Consider the following 17,883-nt stretch of genomic DNA (forward strand, 5'->3'; position numbering starts at 1 on the left):
TGCAAGACAGTGTTCAGAGATGGAGCGGCTCATTTCCACATTCACGAGTAGCGAAAACGCTTTACGGACTTGTATTTGGCCTCGGCTACGTCCGAAGCTTTTTTTGCGGCATCGACGAGTCCCTGGTACTGAGCTCCGTCACCGTGTGTCTTTACCAAATTGGATACAAAGGCGGAATTCGGCCGAATCTCCGCGATGGCACTCATATCGCCAGTTCGACGGGCATATCGGTATTGGCCTATAGTCCCCCTATACAAACCACGCGCAAATAGGAACTCGAACTCATCGGCCATACGTTTGAAGGTCGGAAACGTGAAAGAGGCAAGCAGCGAGTTGAGGTAGTTTTGTAAACCTTGAGTGGCCTTTGAACTTTTCTCAGACGCCACTTCGTATTCGCCCTCGGACGCTCGCTCTGTCAAAGTTCCGCTATAGCTCATGTCCCAACCAGCCTCACAGTCCGCGCAAGACAGTTCGTATGACGTGTGGGCTCTAGACCAAGCATTGTCAGGCGACTCGACTATGCGGTTAATGTGGCCAGTGCCGCAAGGACATGCTCCGGCGTTGAATTTATCAGTTTCCCAAGTTCCCATTTTTGCCTCCAGCAAAAAACAGTTCTACCGCAATTCCAATATGCATGGCGATTGTCAATGGCCAGACCCTGATCCGTCCGGGTAGATCGCGATTCGATTAGGATATACGCTCTCACGAAGGACGACAGTCCGAACGTTGTGAACTACTATTCCGGTGAGATTCTCGATGACTGCATCGGGAAATTCGGCATCTATACGTTGGGAAATCGCACCACGTTTTTTGGATAGTGGCTCGACGATCATCCCTCCTTTGGATATTCCGAATTCTTGGGTAGCTTTGCGTCCGTAAAGGATCTCCGAGGAAAGAGACCAAATCGTTGGCTTCTCCATGGCTGAGGAATAGGTATCAGTTTAACGGATCGAAAGCTTCTGTTCGGTCGGTTTTTTCCGATGGCCCCCGCGAAGGTTACCCGCCAAAAGCTTCAATGTCCTGGTGCCGGGAGCGTATGACGTGCCGCACTTTATCTCTACTGCACGAGTTCGAGTAGCATGGGCATTTGGCCCGACCAGGCTGCGCAAGCATGTTCAGTGATTGCCATTCAACAAGATCAGATGCGAGAGCGACCGGCGGGTGTAGTACGCAGATGATTGCCTAACGGGCGAGCTGCGAGAGGAGTTGTCTTAAAAGTCTAGAAATACAATCCGCGTTAACGGTGCGTCATGCCGCTGATCAGCAAAAGGAGCAAAGTATTGTTCGATAGGGTTTTCGAAGACGACGCTGAAGAAAATATGAATAGCGGATTTCCCACGAGATACGCAATTCCTGTTAGCACCCTCATTTCGAAGTCGGCGCCTTTAGGCATATTCCCTATGATCAACCGCGATGTTACGGCGAGCGATACGATCTCGTGGCGTTGCAGCGAGGGACATGAGTTTTCGGCATCATGGCGCAAACAAAGAAACTCGCGGTGCCCTCAATGCCCGGCGTTGAGCTATGGAGAGAAGCTCGCGCGTTCGCTCTTCGACCTTTACTTCCCCGATGGAGAGTGGCGCAAAGTCCGTGATATCGGCTTTGACCCTACGAATCCTGGCCTAAGACTTGAGATTGACCTTGTATCGGACGAACACCAGATCACCGTCGAGTGCCAAAGCTCGTTGCATGATCCTAACGTTTCAAAGCAAGGTCTGGCGACTAAGATACCAATCGACGAGATGCTGCGGCGCGACGCCCTCAAGCGGAACCTTCATTCGACGCATGATCGGTTTGCAGACTTCAAGCATGTTGAACTATGGCTTGAGTTGGCTGAGGTCAGTAAGATCGTTGCAAATGCGGTAAGCGAGGGTGGCGATCCGGTTGAGGTTATCGTCAATCGTTTTGCAAACTCCCTTTCTGACGCGGGCGTTGCACTCCCGGTGAGGCCAATTCCGAGGCTTGATGAGCTATTCTCAGGCTTTAGCGAGGCGCGACGAACTGCGGGGATACTCAGAGAGCGTGGCTTGCTGTTGCGACCTGACGTGTGGCTTGGCGTGTCTGCTCTTCCAGTGACATGCAGAACTTGCATGCATGAGTGGACGAGTTCGCTCAGCCAACTTCGACGTGGATGGTCTCGGGGGAGATCGGGTTGTGCGAAGTGCTGGGGCACTGCGTTCGATCAGCTCTCGGCCAGCCGCAGTGAAGCTGGTTGGGCGTCCTTCCGAGAGCTCTGCTTGGACAACGGCTACACATTGTTGAGGCCAACGTCCGGCCCCGGTAACGTGGACGTCTCTATCAGAGCAGAGGCGACAGGGCAGACTATTTCGGGTTCGCGTCACTATCTCGCGAAACGCATTCTAGATGGTCTCCCGATCATCGACGCTAAGAAAGTCGAGTATGAAAGGCGTCGGGCACAGGTCGCCTGTACCCTCGATAAATACCGAATGTTTTTAAAAACCTACGGCATCCTCCTGCTCCCAGGGCAGAACAGGCCTACAACCTATCGAGACCCGCTAGGTAACATTAGGACAAACAAGTTCGAAGTGCGGTACCTCGGTTGCGGCCATAGGAGCAAAGTCCATATCGGACCATTCATGCAAAAGCTGCGCAAGAACAAAAGCCGCGCACCAGATGGAGTGTCATCGCTTTGCCCGAGCTGCCTCCGGGAGAAAATCTCATGTGAGAAGACCAATTTGTTGATCCAGCGTGCTGCGGAATACGGCGTTTCCTTTCTAGGTCCACGTTACATCGATGCAACGAAGACTCGATATCGCTTCAGTTGCCTGCCAGGGTGCGAAGAGGGCCCTTACAAGGCGCTGATTTCTAACATTGAAAAGAATGGCATCGCATGCCGCGGATGCAACAGAATTCGAAAAAAGGGAGCGATCACACCTACAATGCACGCCCGTGACGCATGAGCCCGCTGCACCGCGTTTGTATGGCTGCGCTTTCTTTTTTACCAGGCGGCGTTATCGTTTGGCACTCTCACGCAAAGGCGTCTATTTCTTTTGTGCACCTTCGCGCCGCTTCGATCTTAGGGAACGACAATGATACTTTACAAGTAAATGCTTTCGGGGCCGACACAAGATTTTTTCCGCCAGACACGCTAATGTCGAACGAACTGTGAATCTTCGCCACGAAGCCGCATAATGGTCTACCGGCTGGTAGTCTCAACCATCCTCGAAAGGTTCTTCGCTTCCTCAAAAGCCAGAGGTATGGCCAAAGCCCTACATGAACTCCGCCGCATCGCGCACGCTATTCACGATCGAATGGTATGTCGGCCCGACGTTGCGCCGCCGTGATCAGGCCGGTTTCAACAAGGGCGGAACCGCACGCAAGCTGAAACGAGTAGTATTTTTCCATGAGCGTGGCGAAATCCGTGATCTGTCCCACGACACGAGCATTCCGTGCCTCCGGCCTCAATCCGGTCGTCAGCGCGATTGTTTACTGAAATACAGTCTATCAGAGCCGCCCCGCCTCTCATTGCGACAATAGGGCCGGATTACTCCTAACGAACTGCTGGAACGCATATCGCCGCCCAGTTGGGGGCATGTCAATTTTACCGGCATTTTTTCCTGGGACGCCAAGCCGCAGATGTCCGATGGATGGCGGCGGTGACGACCGGGCGGATCGAGAGATTTTCTTGGTGCGATCGCGGAAGCGGTGGGCGCCGATGGAGCTTGTCAACCCGCACAAAGCTGTTGCGCCTTTCCTTTTTATTGGGCTCCGCGGTTACCGTCTTTTCAATCCAAACACTTTCGATCTCCCTAAGCATTTATTAGTGCGGAAACGTCAACGCAGCGCCGTAACTATCGTTGCGATAGCAACAAGTGATCAAAAAGATTTTTCCGCCAATTCCTTAAACTCAAACAGTCGTAAATATCATAGCATCTCATTGACTAGTTGCGGGGAGAACGACAATATTTGGAATTTGTTATTTTTCAGCGGGGATACTGATGTTGTCATGGTTATGGAACCCCGAAGTGGGTGTTGGTGCGCTTGGAAATGTAGTCGCTGCAATTATACTTGCTGTTGGAGTGCCTATATTTGGAGCCCGGAAGCCTATTCACCGTTGGCTGAAGGCCATGCGTGTCAAGAGATATAAAGGGCTCAATTTTGGTGTATTAGTTTGCGATCTCCGGGGCGATAAGGCGGGGAATGTCTCTAGGCTAGTGCGAAGTGAACTCGCGTCACTTAAATTTGAGAGCCATCCGAACACTAAAACGTTTAAAATCGAACATTTTCCTCTGAGTCTTTCATCACTAAACGACGGTTCGGAGCGCGCCAGTATCGAAAAAGCAAAGGCATGGCTTCGGAAGACGGAATATGACGTAATAATCTGGGGCGAGTATATTGAGGAGGCGAAAGTAACGGTGGTCAAGGTGATGGGCGCGCATGGCAGTGCGGCCGAGCCGATTGAAGTGATGGCTTCCGTAAAACCGAAGCAGTTCACCGAGATTATGGCTGAGGCTGTGAGCCGCGAAGTCGTTGAACTGGCCTCACGAGCTTATAGCGAGCCCTCAAAGGTGCCCGTCGAGATTTTAAGAGACATATCGAAAAAAATAGACAGGCTGCTTGCCTCCAATATGTCGTGGTTTTCAGTTGAAGAGGCTAAGCGCGTCCGCTTTGCGATCAATAAGTTACAAACTCAAATTTGCTTTAAATCTGCAAGCTTCGAGGATTGGCGAAGAGCGGAGATAAATGCCCGTTATCTCGTTGCCCTGTCCAATAAGGATGTCGATCCGGAAGAGTGGATTGAGACAGTTTATGACTATTCGAGACATGCTTTAAGGAAGGCCTCCGTCGGGCTCGATCCTCGCATCCTGCAGGATGCGATCGGATTGATGGAAAAGGCAATCGGAATCATCCAGACTTCTAGTAGAGAGGCGCCGAAGGCAAAGTATCTGGCAGCATGCCGAAAATGGCTCTCTGCTTATCAAGATCGTGACACCAGCGGAATGTATCAAGCGCAATCCTTTGATGATGCTTTTGCAGAATTTCAACAAGCGACGAGGGAAGAGGGTAAAGACTTGCATTATGTATACCTCGCCTCGATTTATCCAGAGCAGTTTTCCCAGAAGATCGGGTTAGGCACTATAAAATGCGGTTGGATGCAAAAAATGTGGGACTATACAGCACGAATGGAGGTTGATGATTATTTAGCTGGATTAGTCCTTTTCGAGCTAGTGGATACCGTTGCGCGCTCAGAAAATTCCGCCGTCCGAAATGGGGTTGGAGAGGAGGCCTTTCTCTATATTAAAAATATGATGTCTAGAGATAGCGATCAGGCGTCTTTTATTTTCAAACAAATGCGTTTTTCATATATTATACTTGCTAATCGACTGCTGGACGCCCACGGTTTGACGGTATTCGTGGAGCGACTTGGTACACCAGATATTATTCAAAATTTAAATTCATACTCTGATGATGTATATATGGAGTTGACCTCTGGAAAAAACGAAAGAGATTATTACAGCACACGCGCAGAACGATTAGGTTTTCTAAAAACAACGCTCGCAAGTGTCACGAACGAAGTAATATACTACCGCCAGGCGGAAGATTTATTTTTATCTCTGTCGCATGATATTGGGAACTTCAATGCGGACAGGAGAAAGACACTTGTAAATCAGCGATGCTCCGCACTTAATAATTGGGGGGTTCTCACAAAAGACGTCTCACTTTTTGATCGCTCTTACTCAATTTTAATGTCGGAGACATTTGCCGACGGTTACACGCAATATCTAGTCGCCTATATGAAGTACGCGAAAGCGAACGTTTCAAAGGCAAATGCATTTGGCAACGAAACCGAAACCATGAAGGCAACTTACCGAAATTTGATGAACTCAGCTTTGGAACACTGCGGAATGGCCAAAAAACTTAGGCTTGATCATCAAGCAAAAGTAGCCACGAATGAACTTTCGCAAGCTATCAAGAATAAACTGAGTCAGAATTAGATTACGTGCTCGCATTGGCGTATTTGGAAAACCTTCGCGGCTCTCATCGAACCGCAGGTGTTTCAGATCACCGTGTCAAATCCGTTGTTGGTGGTGCACTTATGATCAGCGATCGCCCCGCAGAAATTGGCGACAGAACGGTGCTTAGACATTTGGAGGGTGATTGTGATTAAGCGTACAGAAATGACCGCGTCAAAGTGAGAAATAACAACGCGTTATCCATGCACATCGGCATGGGACCCCTTGCCGATTTACAGCTATCAATAAGCCGACCATAATCAAACTACCCTAAGAGCCTGCGGTAAGCGTAAGATTTGCCAAGGTGTGAGGAATTAGAGCTAAAGAGATCGCACCTTGTCCGCGGAAAAACCGGCGTGTATTGCGCGAACGAGCCGGGTGCGTCATGTACCATCGAAGTGCGTTCAATTTGACTCCGGTTATGTTTTAACCTCTTAAATAGATTGCCCAAATTGTTGTTTTTGACGGCAGTCAAATCTTAGTGGAAAATCGCTTAAGTCCTATTGGCTCAATTCACTGAATCAAAATCTAGTCGCCTCATTGGCCTTTAACCTTTCATTAACTCAATTTTCCTTGCTGCGAATCGAGAATCGCGCATAATGACGGCAGATCGTCGAGATCGATGGTTTTAGCGGCAGAATGGTCCAAGGCAACATGAACGCGTTTTCACTACCGTCGTTTGAACTCGACGATAAAATCTTAATGCAGGGTGCAGAGATCAGCCGCAAGCTAAACCAGCTGCGGCTTGAGAACTTTCCGCCAAATGCCAAAAAGACGCTGCGTCAATTTTCGGTAGCCGAGGTTGCCCACTACCTCGGTGTTACTCCAAGCAATCTTAAACGTCTCTACCTCGACGGCAAGGGTCCCGTTCCAACTACTATGTCAGGGAACCGAAAATATTATACTGCCGAGCAGATGCTTGAATTGCGTCAGTACCTTGCGGAAACCGGCAAGAGTGAAGCCAAAAAATACATTCCGCAGCGTAAGCTTGGTGACAAGCTTCAGGTTATCGCGGTTGTGAATTTCAAAGGCGGTAGTGGGAAAACCACGACTGCGGCCCATCTCGCGCAGCATCTTGCGCTGACGGGGCATCGTGTCCTCGCTATCGATTTAGATCCACAAGCATCGCTTTCAGCGCTGCATGGGTTCCAACCCGAATTGGACCAGAACCCTTCGCTCTATGACACCATCCGTTACGACAGTGAGCGGAAGCCTATCACCGATATCATTCTTTCGACCAACTTCCCCGGTCTCGACATTATTCCGGCGAATCTTGAGCTTCAAGAATATGAATATGATACCCCGCTTGCTATGCAGGTGGGTAACGAGGGCAAGCGATTTTTCACACGCTTGGGCAAAGCATTGCTTGATGTTGACGATCGATACGATGTGGTGGTTGTCGACTGCCCACCGCAGCTCGGGTATCTTTCATTGACCGCCCTCACCGCCTCGACTTCCGTCCTGATCACAGTGCATCCACAAATGCTAGATCTGATGTCGATGAGCCAGTTTCTACTTATGCTTGGTAACATCACAAAAACAATCAAGAATGCTGGGGCTGAAGTCCGCATGGATTGGCTACGATACCTGATTACTCGCTTCGAACCGCAGGATGTTCCTCAAGTGCAAATGCTTGGCTTCATGCAGTCGATGCTCGCCGAAGAAATCCTGAAGACGCCTATGCTGAAGACTACGGCGATTTCCGATGCAGGTTTGACCAAGCGCAGTCTTTACGAACTGGACCGCTCCAATTTTACAAGAGGCACCTACGACCGTGCTATTGAGTGCATGGATGCGGTTAATTTCGAGATACAGGGTCTTATCCACCGAGCATGGGGGAGAATGTAATGACGTTGACCGCCGTCAAAACCTCATATCATGTTAGATTTATCAAGCATTTAGATGAATTTCGAGGGTAGTGGAATGGCTCGGAAAAACCCTTTTGCTAACATCATGAGCGGAAAATCCGCTGAAGATGACAACGTGGTCCTGACGTACACAAATAAGGGTGCGTCGAAGGCTCTCATAAGTTCCCTAGACGAATTGACCGCCCAAGCTGATCGGCTGTTGGACGGGGAAACCGTCATAGAGCTCGATCCCGATATCGTTGACGAGTCATTCGTTCGTGATCGCCTTGAACACGACAAAACTGATTTCGAAGAACTGCTGACAGCTATCAGGGATCGCGGGCAAGACAGCCCTATTCTGGTAAGACCTCATCCGTCCACTTCGGGACGCTACATGGTGGTGTTTGGTCATCGACGGCTTAAGGCCGCGAAGAGTCTTAACAGGAAGATTAGAGCCGTTGTAAAAGACCTCAAAGATCGTGACCATGTATTAGCGCAAGGGCAAGAGAATACAGCGCGAGCAAACCTTTCGTTCATTGAGAAGGCGATGTTCGCTGCTGAAATCTCCCGCCGCCAATTCGATAGTGACAATGCGATTGTCCTTTCGGCGCTGTCCATTGATCGAGCTACCCTCTCTAAGATGCTCGCGGTCTCAACGATTCCAAAGGAGATCCTCGATGCTGTTGGTGCTGCCAAGAGCGTCGGTCGTGATCGCTGGTATGAGCTGAAAAACTTTCTTGAACGGCCAACTACGCAACAGGAGGCAAAAGCTTTCGTTGAGACCGACAATTTCACATCCAAAGTTGGCGATGAGCGCTTCGATTCATTGCTGGCTTTTGTGAAGACTGTTGGCCGGACGTCTCGGTTGAAAATGCCGAAGGCGCAAAAATGGACGTCTGAGGACAAAGCTGTATCTGCCGACATCAGGAGCGACGGCAAGACCTGCACGCTCGCCCTGAAGTCTAAGGACGCTGCAGGCTTTGGTGATTTCATCGCTGAAAACCTAAGCGAGCTTTATCAGGCTTACAAGACCAAATTGGACAAACAAGGAGCATAGACAGCAAAAGAAAAAGGCCCCCAAACGTTCCCGTCGTGGAAGCCCTTCTCGTATCCTTAAGCAAGACAGAGAATCGCATTTCCCCGAATCACAGTCAAGAGTCTTTGGCATCGTTTTGGTGAGCAATTTTCTTTTGCCTATTAGAGGGTGAAAGAAATGCAGACAGGAAGTGTGACGACGCCCTTCGGGCGGCGGCCAATGACGCTCGCCTTGGTGAAGCGGCAAGTGGCCACAAACGATATCAAGGCTGGCAAGACAGTCGAAAAATGGAAAGTCTTCCGTGACGCCTCTGAAGCGAGAGAAGAACTCGGCTTACAGTCGAACAGCCTAGCTGTGCTCGACGCGCTTCTGAGCTTCTATCCGGAAAACGAATTGCGCCAGGACGCGCAGCTCGTTGTGTTTCCGTCTAACGCTCAGTTGATCCTTCGAGCCCACGGCATGGCAGGCGCCACCCTTCGCCGGCATCTTGCGCTTCTGGTCGATGCTGGCCTGATCGTTCGCAAGGATAGTGCCAATGGCAAGCGCTATGCGAGGAAGAACGGCGCTGGCGAAATCGAGAATGCGTTTGGGTTCGACCTTTCGCCAATTCTTGCGCGGTCTGAAGAGCTTGCTGTCATCGCGCAGAAAGTCGTTGCTGCTCGGTCCGCATTCCGTAAGGCCAAGGAGAACCTAACAATCTGCCGCCGGGATGTCCGCAAGCTTATCACTGCGGCGATAGAGGAGGGGGCTGATGGTGACTGGATGGCGATTGAGGGTATGTACATCGACCTCGTTAGCCGTATTCCACGCTCCCCGACCATCGCTGACGTCGCCAGTATCCTCGACGAACTGGAGCTTCTTCGCGAGGAAATCCTTAATCTGTTGGATACGCAGTCAAATTCAGAATTTAATAGCACCAATGCTGCTCATATTGAGCAGCACATACAGAATTCAAAATCCGAATCCTTCAATGAACTTGAACCTCGCTCTGAGAAAGAGCAGGGCGAAAAGCCGAGCAAGAACCGCGGGCCGAACAGCGAGACACTGAAGGCGTTTCCTTTGGGTGTTGTGCTGAAGGCATGCCCACAGATTATCGACTATGGTCCGGCTGGCTCTGTGGGTGTTTGGCGTGATCTCATGTCGGCCGCGGTCGTGGTGAGGTCGATGCTGGGGGTCAGCCCGTCTGCCTATCAGGAGGCGTGCGAAACCATGGGACCTGAAAATGCAGCGGTTGCGATTGCCTGTATCCTGGAGAGGGCAGGGCACATCAATTCGGCCGGCGGATATCTGCGTGATCTCACCAACCGGGCGGCGCGTGGAGAGTTTTCGCTCGGGCCGATGGTGATGGCACTGTTGCGGTTAAGCGGCGAAACTGGAAAAAGGTCGGCGTGAATGATCTTTAGCAGACAGGACTTTGATCGCCATAACGACCCCAATGGCTTATAAAGCAACATGCAAACAGTTGCTAAGGCATCGCTCTTCGTCAAACGGGCAACGGCTCTGTTCACTGACGACGAGCGCAAGGATCTGATCGATTTTCTGCCTAGCCATCCTCAGATCGGTGATGAAATACCGAGCGCGGGTGGTGTCCGAAAGCTAAGATTTGGCGCCAAGGGTAAAGGTAAACGGGGTGGCGCCCGCGTTATCTATGACTGGTACAGCGACGATGCGCCCATCTATGCGCTTCTCGTCTACGGAAAGAACGAAAAGACGGATTTGAAGCCGGAAGAGGCCAAGGTTGTTGCTGCGTTCGCAGAGGCGATCAAAGCGATCGTACAGGAGCAAACGATGAGCGAGATTACAAAATTCGGTGAGGATTTGATTCAGGCTATGACCGAAGCTCTGGGGCATGCGCAGGGCAGGGACCCTGCGGGAATGCGGGTCACTGCCCTTGATCTGGAAACTGTTGACGCGAAGGCGATCCGCGAAAAGCTGCATCTGACACAAGATGAGATGGCGGCTTTCCTTGGGACGAGCCCATCTGGATACAAAAAGTGGGAGCAGGGGGCTCGTCAGCCATCTGGCGCCGCTCGGACGCTTCTGCGTGTGATGGAAAAAGAACCGGAGGCGGTGTTGCGAGCGCTTACAAAATGAGATTTGGATTTTTTGTCAGTCCGACACGCACCGTACTTTTCTGGGTCTTATTCCCTTGTGACCGGTTTTTACATTTTTCCTCAACTCACCCCAGGTTACTCCTTTCTCAAGCGACAATGGGACATTCCGAAAGAGGGGTGTCGATCTTTGTGCTGAACTTGGTATAACGCCCCCGGCCTTTATCTATTTGTCGGACCGAAAGGTTAGCCGCGAGCTGATGGGAGCAGCCTGATCGCCAGAACGAGCAGGAAATAGGAGGCGTTTCTTATCAAGATTCTGTGTCGCTCAATTTTCGATGCAGCGCGAGCGCGTCGGGACTGCGAAGAGCGGGTTCGTCGACGTTCTCAACAGCAAGCACCATGCGGATTCGCTCTTCCTCCGCCAGCCGTCTCGCTTCGTCGTGGCCGTATTTGCCGATGTTGAACGTCCGGCTGATAGCTTTGCGGCGTCTTTTTGTTGCAGAGGCATTCCCATTTTCCTCAACCTGCACCTCAATCCGGGCGATCCACGCACCGTCTTTGAAATGGTTCCCAGGCTGTACGTAATAGACGCCAGGCAGATTGCTTCCCTCGGAGCGGTTCTTGCGCACCTGCATGCGCATATCCTTTTTCGTCAAAGGCGGAACAACGCTCAAAACCGCATCTCGGTAGGCCTTGGCGACGGTCAGCGCCTGCTCATTACCGCCATAGGTGCCATCACTGAAGGTCATCTGAAACGTCCTTCCTCCGCGGGAAAAGTTGACCAGCCAGGCATTCTGACCATGTCGGTCCGCTTCAACCCGGTTGATGGCATATATCGCGTCGTCGTGGAATTGTGACACGCGATCGGCACTATCGGAGTTCTGGGATCTCTTATGGGAAGAACTGGGGTCCATTTTCAGGATTACCTCGTTAGGTTTCCGTTGCTCAATCCGCTCACAAAAGTTCCATCGAAGCGAAAGATGTATCTTTAGGTGCCTCAACCAAGGGTCACCCTTTTTAACATTGTCGGAGCATCGTGGGGTTCGTCCTGCTATTCGAAGGTAATCCAGGAAACGCCCTGAACGAGCTTACCGCCATGAGCGCAGGCGTCGCCTAATCGCGCAATCTTCTTGCCTTCTATGTTGGCGACTGACGAGCCCCCCGTGATCTTATCGGACGTCGTTGGCACACCCGTGCAGAGTAAGCTATCTCCGACCGTGGCGATCGGGACACCTTCGACCGTAACAAAGCTCTGCTGGGTCAACATGACGGGTCCGCCTATATGAGGTTTTGGACCCGGATCGACCAGTGGGCATATGTGCATATGGCCTTTGAGCGTAACTGGTGAAGATCTGGACATTGCTGCCTCATTACATCATTGAAGTTTTACTGCCATTATTCGGCCGGAGTCGCGAAATCGTAGTCGCCCGTCGAAATCTGATCCCGGAAAGAGACAGCGATCAGCGCTGGCAACAAACGGATTGATTTCGATCAGCATAGTGCGGTCCGAGGGTGACGAGCCGACGTGAATGTCCGCAATTATCGTGTCCAAATGCACAGCGGTCAAAAAATCACTTAGAAATGTAGTTAGCTGTGTCCTGATTTCAAATATCTCGTCAGAGGTGGTAGATGTTTCCCGCCAGAAATATTGTGAAATCCCGACTACGTTCCCGTGCTTGATAAACGCGCGAAATTCGCTTTTCGGCGGCATAGGCACCCATTCGCGCAGATGAATTGTCAGTCCATGGTTATGCGCTGCGGCATTGATCAACACCTTAACGATCCGGTCATCAGACCGAGTAATTACAGCCATCAGTTCTCTTAGTGTGGTGACAGGTTCGTTTGTTAGGCATGAAGCCTTCCAGCTACAGTACCCGAGCCGGGGCATTATACCGGAAGGAAACTTGGCAATGGCAACCGCCAGTGAATCATTCAATTCTGGTGAAAGATCGAAGACTTCATCTATGCCAAACGCCTCGCGAAACTTGGGGTCATAGGACCCGAGCGCCACAACATCATCCCACGAAATCGGCACACTCTCCATGCGCATGCTGAGTGATAAAAGCTCCGAAGGCCAGTTTTCGAGGAAGGTAGATTCTATATACGCTGGCAGCGTCATGATACACCCTGAAACGATCCGACTAGATAAAATTTAGGTTGCGTGAGGTCTAATTTTCTTAGAACTCGACCTTCTTCTCCAGTCCCTTGTATTTTGGAATATACCAGTAGCTGTAACCTTCCTTATCGCTATTTTCATAAAATGATTTAACGAATTCACGGAAGGAGCCAGCCTGCTCCCAGACCTTGTTGTTGTTATCCGCTCCCCAGGCGCTAAGCGAATGCTGCCACAAATAGACTTTGCCGTAAGTTGCCTCGTCAACGCTCAAAAGAATTTCTATGTCACCTGGATCAGAGCCGATAACCAGCATGTCAGGCGGATTGCGCTTATCGAATGTGCCGCCGTTCCAAATTTCCTCGACAAAACCCCAAGGATAAAAGGCATTCACAAATGTGCCTGGATCCTGCATCGCGTTCGCGCTGGCAGGAATTTTCACGTCAAATATCAAGGGGTAAATCCTGCCGCCGTTATATTGTCTCATGAAACTGCGATAATCATCCGGTACTTTTTTACCAGTCTCTTGTTCCCACCGGGATATTTCATTTGTCGGGTCGGTGACTGAGGTCCAGTCTCCTTCGTCGGGTACAATGATCGCGTCCATTCTTCACTCCTTAAAATTCAGTCGCGTTGCTGCCGCTATAGAGAGACGCTCCACCCATATGAGGTGTAGATGCGCCATCACCGGTGGCGTGGATGCTTTTTGGTATGAGTTGCATTGTCGTTCCGTTCTCATGATGATGCCAAGTCATATCTCTTGGAAGCCTCCAGTTCGGATCGTTCAGCTGTTCACGCATGCCGTTAGTCGCGGCGTCGAAATCAGACGTCCGATTACCTTTCATTGGAATGTCGATGTTACCCTGCGAATGAGCGGAGTAATCAGGGAAGCCGTTCTTATACTGAATAGGTGGCCCACCGTTTGACGGTTGCCAAGCACTGTCTCCACGTTCACCTACCCAGTTGCCATTCGGTCCATCCGTGGGAGTATTGCGATACTGCGGACCTTTCAAAGACGCTTTGGCATCGCGGCAGGCCTTTGTGGCGCAAGCTTCAATGGCTTTCTCATATGCTGCACGATTGCGCTTTACGATATCGTCCCAGTACTTGGCTGCGGTCGTTTTGGTTAGATTTAAGTTCCTTTGAAGTGCCGATTTCGTTACATCTAGCGAGCGACGTAGATCATTCAGTCGATTGGCTACTTTTGCGGCCTTGGCTCCGTCACCAATCAACGGAGCGAAGCCTACGACATCAATGAGCGCACCTCCCCAATCACCCTTCCATAATGAGCGTCCGAGTGAAGCAACATCAACGGCAGTACCAAAGGGAGGTGGTAGAGCGCCTCCTGCTGCCAGCCCGGCATCGGTGGCAAGCTCGCCGTACTTCGCATTCAATTGCTGCATCTGGCTGAATGCAGAACGAGTCTGGTTCACGTCGACGCCTGCCGCACTTAGCTGCGATCCCATAGACTTACCTCGCTGTCTCACGCATATAGGGGTACCAGTAACGTTCGTCGGGATTTGTTATGGCCTCAATGGCCATTTCTTTTGGGACGCTATAGAATGCGTCGATCTTTTGCCTGGAAGATAAAAATTTATCGCGTGCGATTTCACGAAAACCCGGAAACTCGAAGAAATTCGGACCAACCTGCCACATCAGCGTAACAAAATGCGCCTGGGACTGGGGATCGTCTACGCCGAACAGGCGTGCATAGTTCCGACCATTTAAGGTCATTTCGCGCTTTCCTTCATCGGAAAGCTCGTAATAGTAGTTTGGAAGATGTTTGCGCATAAACTCCTCAACATACCACTCAGCGAAATCCGCGTCCTCAATCAGCATTCCGCTCATTTGACTGTCCGTGAATTTCATAATCATTCATCGTCTCCCGGATGTTCGCTCTCACATCGCCGTCGTTTGCAGCAGGCGGTTGGTGTCGGAAAGGCTGAATTGAACGATTTTACTTCTTTGGGTCGTGTCCTCGAAGAAAACCTTTGTTACATTTTTGAAAAATGAAACGCGCTGCTGATCGCTGAACATTGGTAGATATTGGCGCAGCACATGCGGATCGTAAAAACGAAAAAATAAAGTCTCGCCACGTTCATTTTTAACGACGGTGAATTTTTTTAGGTGACGGACGAAGGATTCAAGGCCTAAGTCAGAGCTGGCAAAGATAAACCACCGTTTCTCGAATCCATGTTCCAGAAGCCAGCGCAGCGTGCTTTCGCCGGGTAAAAGCTCTACTACCCAGGCAGCGTTGTCGCCGAGTTCACTCAACGCGCCACCGCTGTACAAGCATGACACTCGGCTGGCCATTGCCTCTAAGGCAGCAGGGATGATCATGGGCTGGCGTGAACCATCGACGATTGCATACATTTTTTGTGATGCGAGCTGTCCGGACGAATCGGTCTCCGGGGAATTATAGTTCAATTGGCTAGCAATCCAGTTCTCGACTTTGTCCAGCATGCGGCATCTCAAGTCTTTTTCGAGCAATCTTCGGAGAACGCCTTATTGGTGCTCTTCCCACTGCTGCCGCGCTTAAAATTGATTACATTCGCCTTTACTTCGAAGACTTTTGATTTGATGAAAACTCCGTGCTTGTTTATCTCAACCACGCCTCCCGGTGCAGCAAGCACGATCTTGTCACTGGCGATCATTGTATGGTTTTCCGTTTGGCTGAGGATTGCCTTGCCGACGGTAATTTCGTAGCGCTCACCAACCATTTGCTTTTTCGTCTTCCCCACGCTCTCCAACGATGTTTGCCCGACATTTGTGACCTTGCTGACACCGATCTGTTCGGCGTGCGCGACACCAATGCTGTCCGATTTAAAAGACGAGACGATGGTGTTCATGATGCCAGGGAGTGGGAACAGGCTCGACGCATCCGATCCAACACCCGTACCAGATCCAGCAAGCGCCGTGCCTGCATCAGATCGTGGGCTTGGGCCAGAGACAACGCCCTCGCGCGACGACATGCCACCAGCACCGAGAAAGCCGAGGGCGGATGACGCGAGGGACGTGGCGAAGGCTGCGATACCGGGACCACCACCGCCTGCAATCTGGGCGGCTTGACTGAGCAGTCCTGCCGTCTGACCAGATAGCGCCTGAACGCCTGCCATGGCCATCATCGCCATCGGTCCAGTGCCACCAACGACGGTGTTCACCGACCCACCAATCTCGTGCTTCTGGTTGCCAGACACTTCGACTGCACGGTTGCCACCGACAGAGGCCACCTCGTGGCGGTCGATGCGCTTGGTGCGGTCGTTGAGAACGCGCGTGGTCTGGTCCTTCTGCGCGTGGAAGAACTGATTCTCCTTGCCTGCTTCGTCCTCGAAGGTGATTTCGTTGAAGCCATCGCCCTTGTGCGTATTGGAACGCAGCACCATGCGGGTCTTGTTTGCGGGAAGGTCGTAAGGAACCGAATTTTTTGGGTTGTTGACGACACCTGTCACCAGCGGACGATCTGGATCACCGTCCACAAACGCAACCATCACCTCCATGCCAATGCGAGGAATGACCTGCGCGCCCCATGTGCCTCCACCCCAAGCCTGACTGACCCGCACCCAGCACGTATCCGTGCCGTCCTTTTTGGCCTTGCGGTCCCATGGGAACCACAGCTTGATGCGGCCATACTGATCCGGGTGGATTTCCTCACCCTCGGGGCCTGCAACAATCGCCACCTGCGTACCTTCGATCTTCGGACGCTTTGTCGTGCGGTGCGGGGTGAGCGGTACGCGGGCGGGGATAGCCTCGAACTGGTTGCGGTATTCCGGTTCGTTGCTGTTGGTCTCATAGGAGCGATCCACAATCGTGCGGCTTGCTCTGATAATCACATGCTCTTCGTATTCGTGTTCTGGGTGCGCTTCCTCATAAGGCGTGAAGCGACGACCGGCCTCCAGAATACGCGATGTCGATCCGCCGAAGACACGGTCATGGTCGGCCTCGATCGCTTGAGCCCGCAGTTTCTGGGCTCGCTCTGCCTCTTCCACCGTCTTGATGCGCGCCGGGTACTCGTAAAGCTCGCGCTTGGTCGCGTCCGGCATCTGAACCAGCGATGGCGTCATCGTGCCCGGCACCATGCCCGGCGTCTCGAAATTCCAATCGGCACCTGCACGCTGACCGGACACGTAGGAGAAGCGGCGGGCCCAGTCGTTGATGTGGTTGCGATCCGACGAGCCCTGTGCCAGCCTCACTCTGCCTTCGCCTTGTGCTGAGGGCGACTGTCCCAGCCATCCATTGGCGGTATCGGCCACATGCAGCTTGTGAGAACCGTCTTCGTGGGAAAAAAAGTAGAAAAGGCCGTCCTCTTCGAAACGGCGCAACAGATAGTCGAGATCGGTCTCGTTGAACTGGGTGCTGTAGTGCTGCGCAGGTGGCGGTGAAAGGACACTAGACGTATCAGGGGCTGGAATGCCGTGTTCGGAAAACAGCGTTTCGACGACATCCACAGACGTCTTGTCCATCCAAATGCGGCAATCGGAGCGGCGGGAAAGCAACCACATCTGCGGGCGGATGGTCAGGGAATAGGAGCGCAAGCCGCGAGTGATGGGTGGCCCCTCGTGCAGGTCGGTGACCAGACCGTTGAAGGGGCGGCGGATGCCACTGCCCTCTTCGCCATCGCCCTGTTGTACCTCGATCGACACATCGACCAATCGACCGATCAACTCTTCCGGCTTGACCGCTTCCTTCTTGGCGCGGACATTCAGCTGTATCTCGAAGAGCTGTGAGACGCCCTCGTTGATAACCATCCGCTCGGGCAGCAACTGGTCTTCGCCAAGCGGCGACTTGACCTTCAAAACACGGCCTGCCTGGATGAACTCGGACGACGATGGCTGGTCGGTCATGGGGAACCCCGGTGATC

The 17,883-nt window shown here is 51.8% G+C and carries 15 protein-coding genes and 1 pseudogene; 7 read left to right on the forward strand and 9 right to left on the reverse strand.

Annotated elements, in window-relative coordinates; all coding sequences use genetic code 11:
• Positions 1-41: 41 nt before the first annotated feature.
• Positions 42-437, reverse strand: coding sequence for a hypothetical protein (locus tag RQI55_RS23650; protein WP_311273707.1), 396 nt, complete (start codon positions 435-437; stop codon positions 42-44).
• Between the two features lie 963 nt (positions 438-1,400).
• Here RQI55_RS23650 and RQI55_RS23655 point away from each other — a divergent pair.
• From RQI55_RS23655 to RQI55_RS23685, 7 genes and pseudogenes are all read left to right on the forward strand, one after another.
• Complete coding sequence (locus tag RQI55_RS23655) at positions 1,401-2,921, forward strand: hypothetical protein (RefSeq protein WP_311273706.1); 1,521 nt, start codon at positions 1,401-1,403, stop codon at positions 2,919-2,921.
• 252 nt (positions 2,922-3,173) lie between these two features.
• A pseudogene (locus RQI55_RS24305) lies at positions 3,174-3,621 on the forward strand (Tn3 family transposase); the annotation flags it as partial.
• Positions 3,622-3,959: 338 nt separating this feature from the next.
• Complete coding sequence (locus RQI55_RS23665) at positions 3,960-5,957, forward strand: hypothetical protein (RefSeq protein ID WP_311273704.1); 1,998 nt, start codon at positions 3,960-3,962, stop codon at positions 5,955-5,957.
• Positions 5,958-6,629: 672 nt separating this feature from the next.
• Entirely contained in the window at positions 6,630-7,823 is a 1,194-nt protein-coding gene (gene repA / locus RQI55_RS23670) for a plasmid partitioning protein RepA (RefSeq protein WP_311273703.1), read from the forward strand.
• 75 nt (positions 7,824-7,898) lie between these two features.
• A complete protein-coding gene (gene repB / locus RQI55_RS23675; protein ID WP_311273702.1) occupies positions 7,899-8,879 on the forward strand; it encodes a plasmid partitioning protein RepB in 981 nt (326 codons plus the stop codon).
• A 156-nt stretch (positions 8,880-9,035) separates the two neighbouring features.
• Positions 9,036-10,250 (forward strand): plasmid replication protein RepC, encoded by a 1,215-nt coding sequence (repC, locus tag RQI55_RS23680; RefSeq protein WP_311273701.1) that lies wholly within the window; start codon positions 9,036-9,038, stop codon positions 10,248-10,250.
• Positions 10,251-10,310: 60 nt separating this feature from the next.
• Positions 10,311-10,952, forward strand: a complete 642-nt coding sequence (locus RQI55_RS23685; RefSeq protein WP_311273700.1) for a helix-turn-helix domain-containing protein — start codon at positions 10,311-10,313, stop codon at positions 10,950-10,952.
• A 268-nt stretch (positions 10,953-11,220) separates the two neighbouring features.
• On the opposite strand, the gene RQI55_RS23690 is transcribed toward RQI55_RS23685, so the two are convergent.
• The 8 genes from RQI55_RS23690 to tssI all read right to left on the reverse strand — a co-directional run bounded on the left by RQI55_RS23690 (position 11,221) and on the right by tssI (position 17,866).
• Positions 11,221-11,661 (reverse strand): AP2/ERF family transcription factor, encoded by a 441-nt coding sequence (locus RQI55_RS23690; protein WP_311273699.1) that lies wholly within the window; start codon positions 11,659-11,661, stop codon positions 11,221-11,223.
• 302 nt (positions 11,662-11,963) lie between these two features.
• Positions 11,964-12,272, reverse strand: a complete 309-nt coding sequence (locus tag RQI55_RS23695; protein WP_111840275.1) for a PAAR domain-containing protein — start codon at positions 12,270-12,272, stop codon at positions 11,964-11,966.
• 15 nt (positions 12,273-12,287) lie between these two features.
• Entirely contained in the window at positions 12,288-13,031 is a 744-nt protein-coding gene (locus RQI55_RS23700; protein ID WP_111840274.1) for a hypothetical protein, read from the reverse strand.
• 58 nt (positions 13,032-13,089) lie between these two features.
• Positions 13,090-13,632 (reverse strand): SMI1/KNR4 family protein, encoded by a 543-nt coding sequence (locus RQI55_RS23705; RefSeq protein ID WP_077122789.1) that lies wholly within the window; start codon positions 13,630-13,632, stop codon positions 13,090-13,092.
• 10 nt (positions 13,633-13,642) lie between these two features.
• Positions 13,643-14,458 carry an HNH endonuclease gene (locus RQI55_RS23710; protein WP_311273698.1) on the reverse strand — a complete coding sequence of 272 codons (816 nt, stop codon included), beginning with the start codon at positions 14,456-14,458 and terminating at the stop codon, positions 13,643-13,645.
• Between the two features lie 37 nt (positions 14,459-14,495).
• Positions 14,496-14,900: a hypothetical protein gene (locus RQI55_RS23715; protein ID WP_311273697.1), complete on the reverse strand. Its 405-nt coding sequence runs from the start codon at positions 14,898-14,900 to the stop codon at positions 14,496-14,498.
• 24 nt (positions 14,901-14,924) lie between these two features.
• Positions 14,925-15,488, reverse strand: a complete 564-nt coding sequence (locus tag RQI55_RS23720; protein ID WP_311273696.1) for a DUF4123 domain-containing protein — start codon at positions 15,486-15,488, stop codon at positions 14,925-14,927.
• A gap of 8 nt (positions 15,489-15,496) precedes the next feature.
• Positions 15,497-17,866: a type VI secretion system tip protein TssI/VgrG gene (gene tssI, locus RQI55_RS23725; protein WP_311273695.1), complete on the reverse strand. Its 2,370-nt coding sequence runs from the start codon at positions 17,864-17,866 to the stop codon at positions 15,497-15,499.
• Positions 17,867-17,883 lie beyond the last annotated feature (17 nt).

Origin of the sequence: Rhizobium sp. WCS2018Hpa-16 (assembly GCF_031843705.1) — a bacterium.
Lineage (GTDB): Bacteria > Pseudomonadota > Alphaproteobacteria > Rhizobiales > Rhizobiaceae > Agrobacterium > Agrobacterium tumefaciens_C.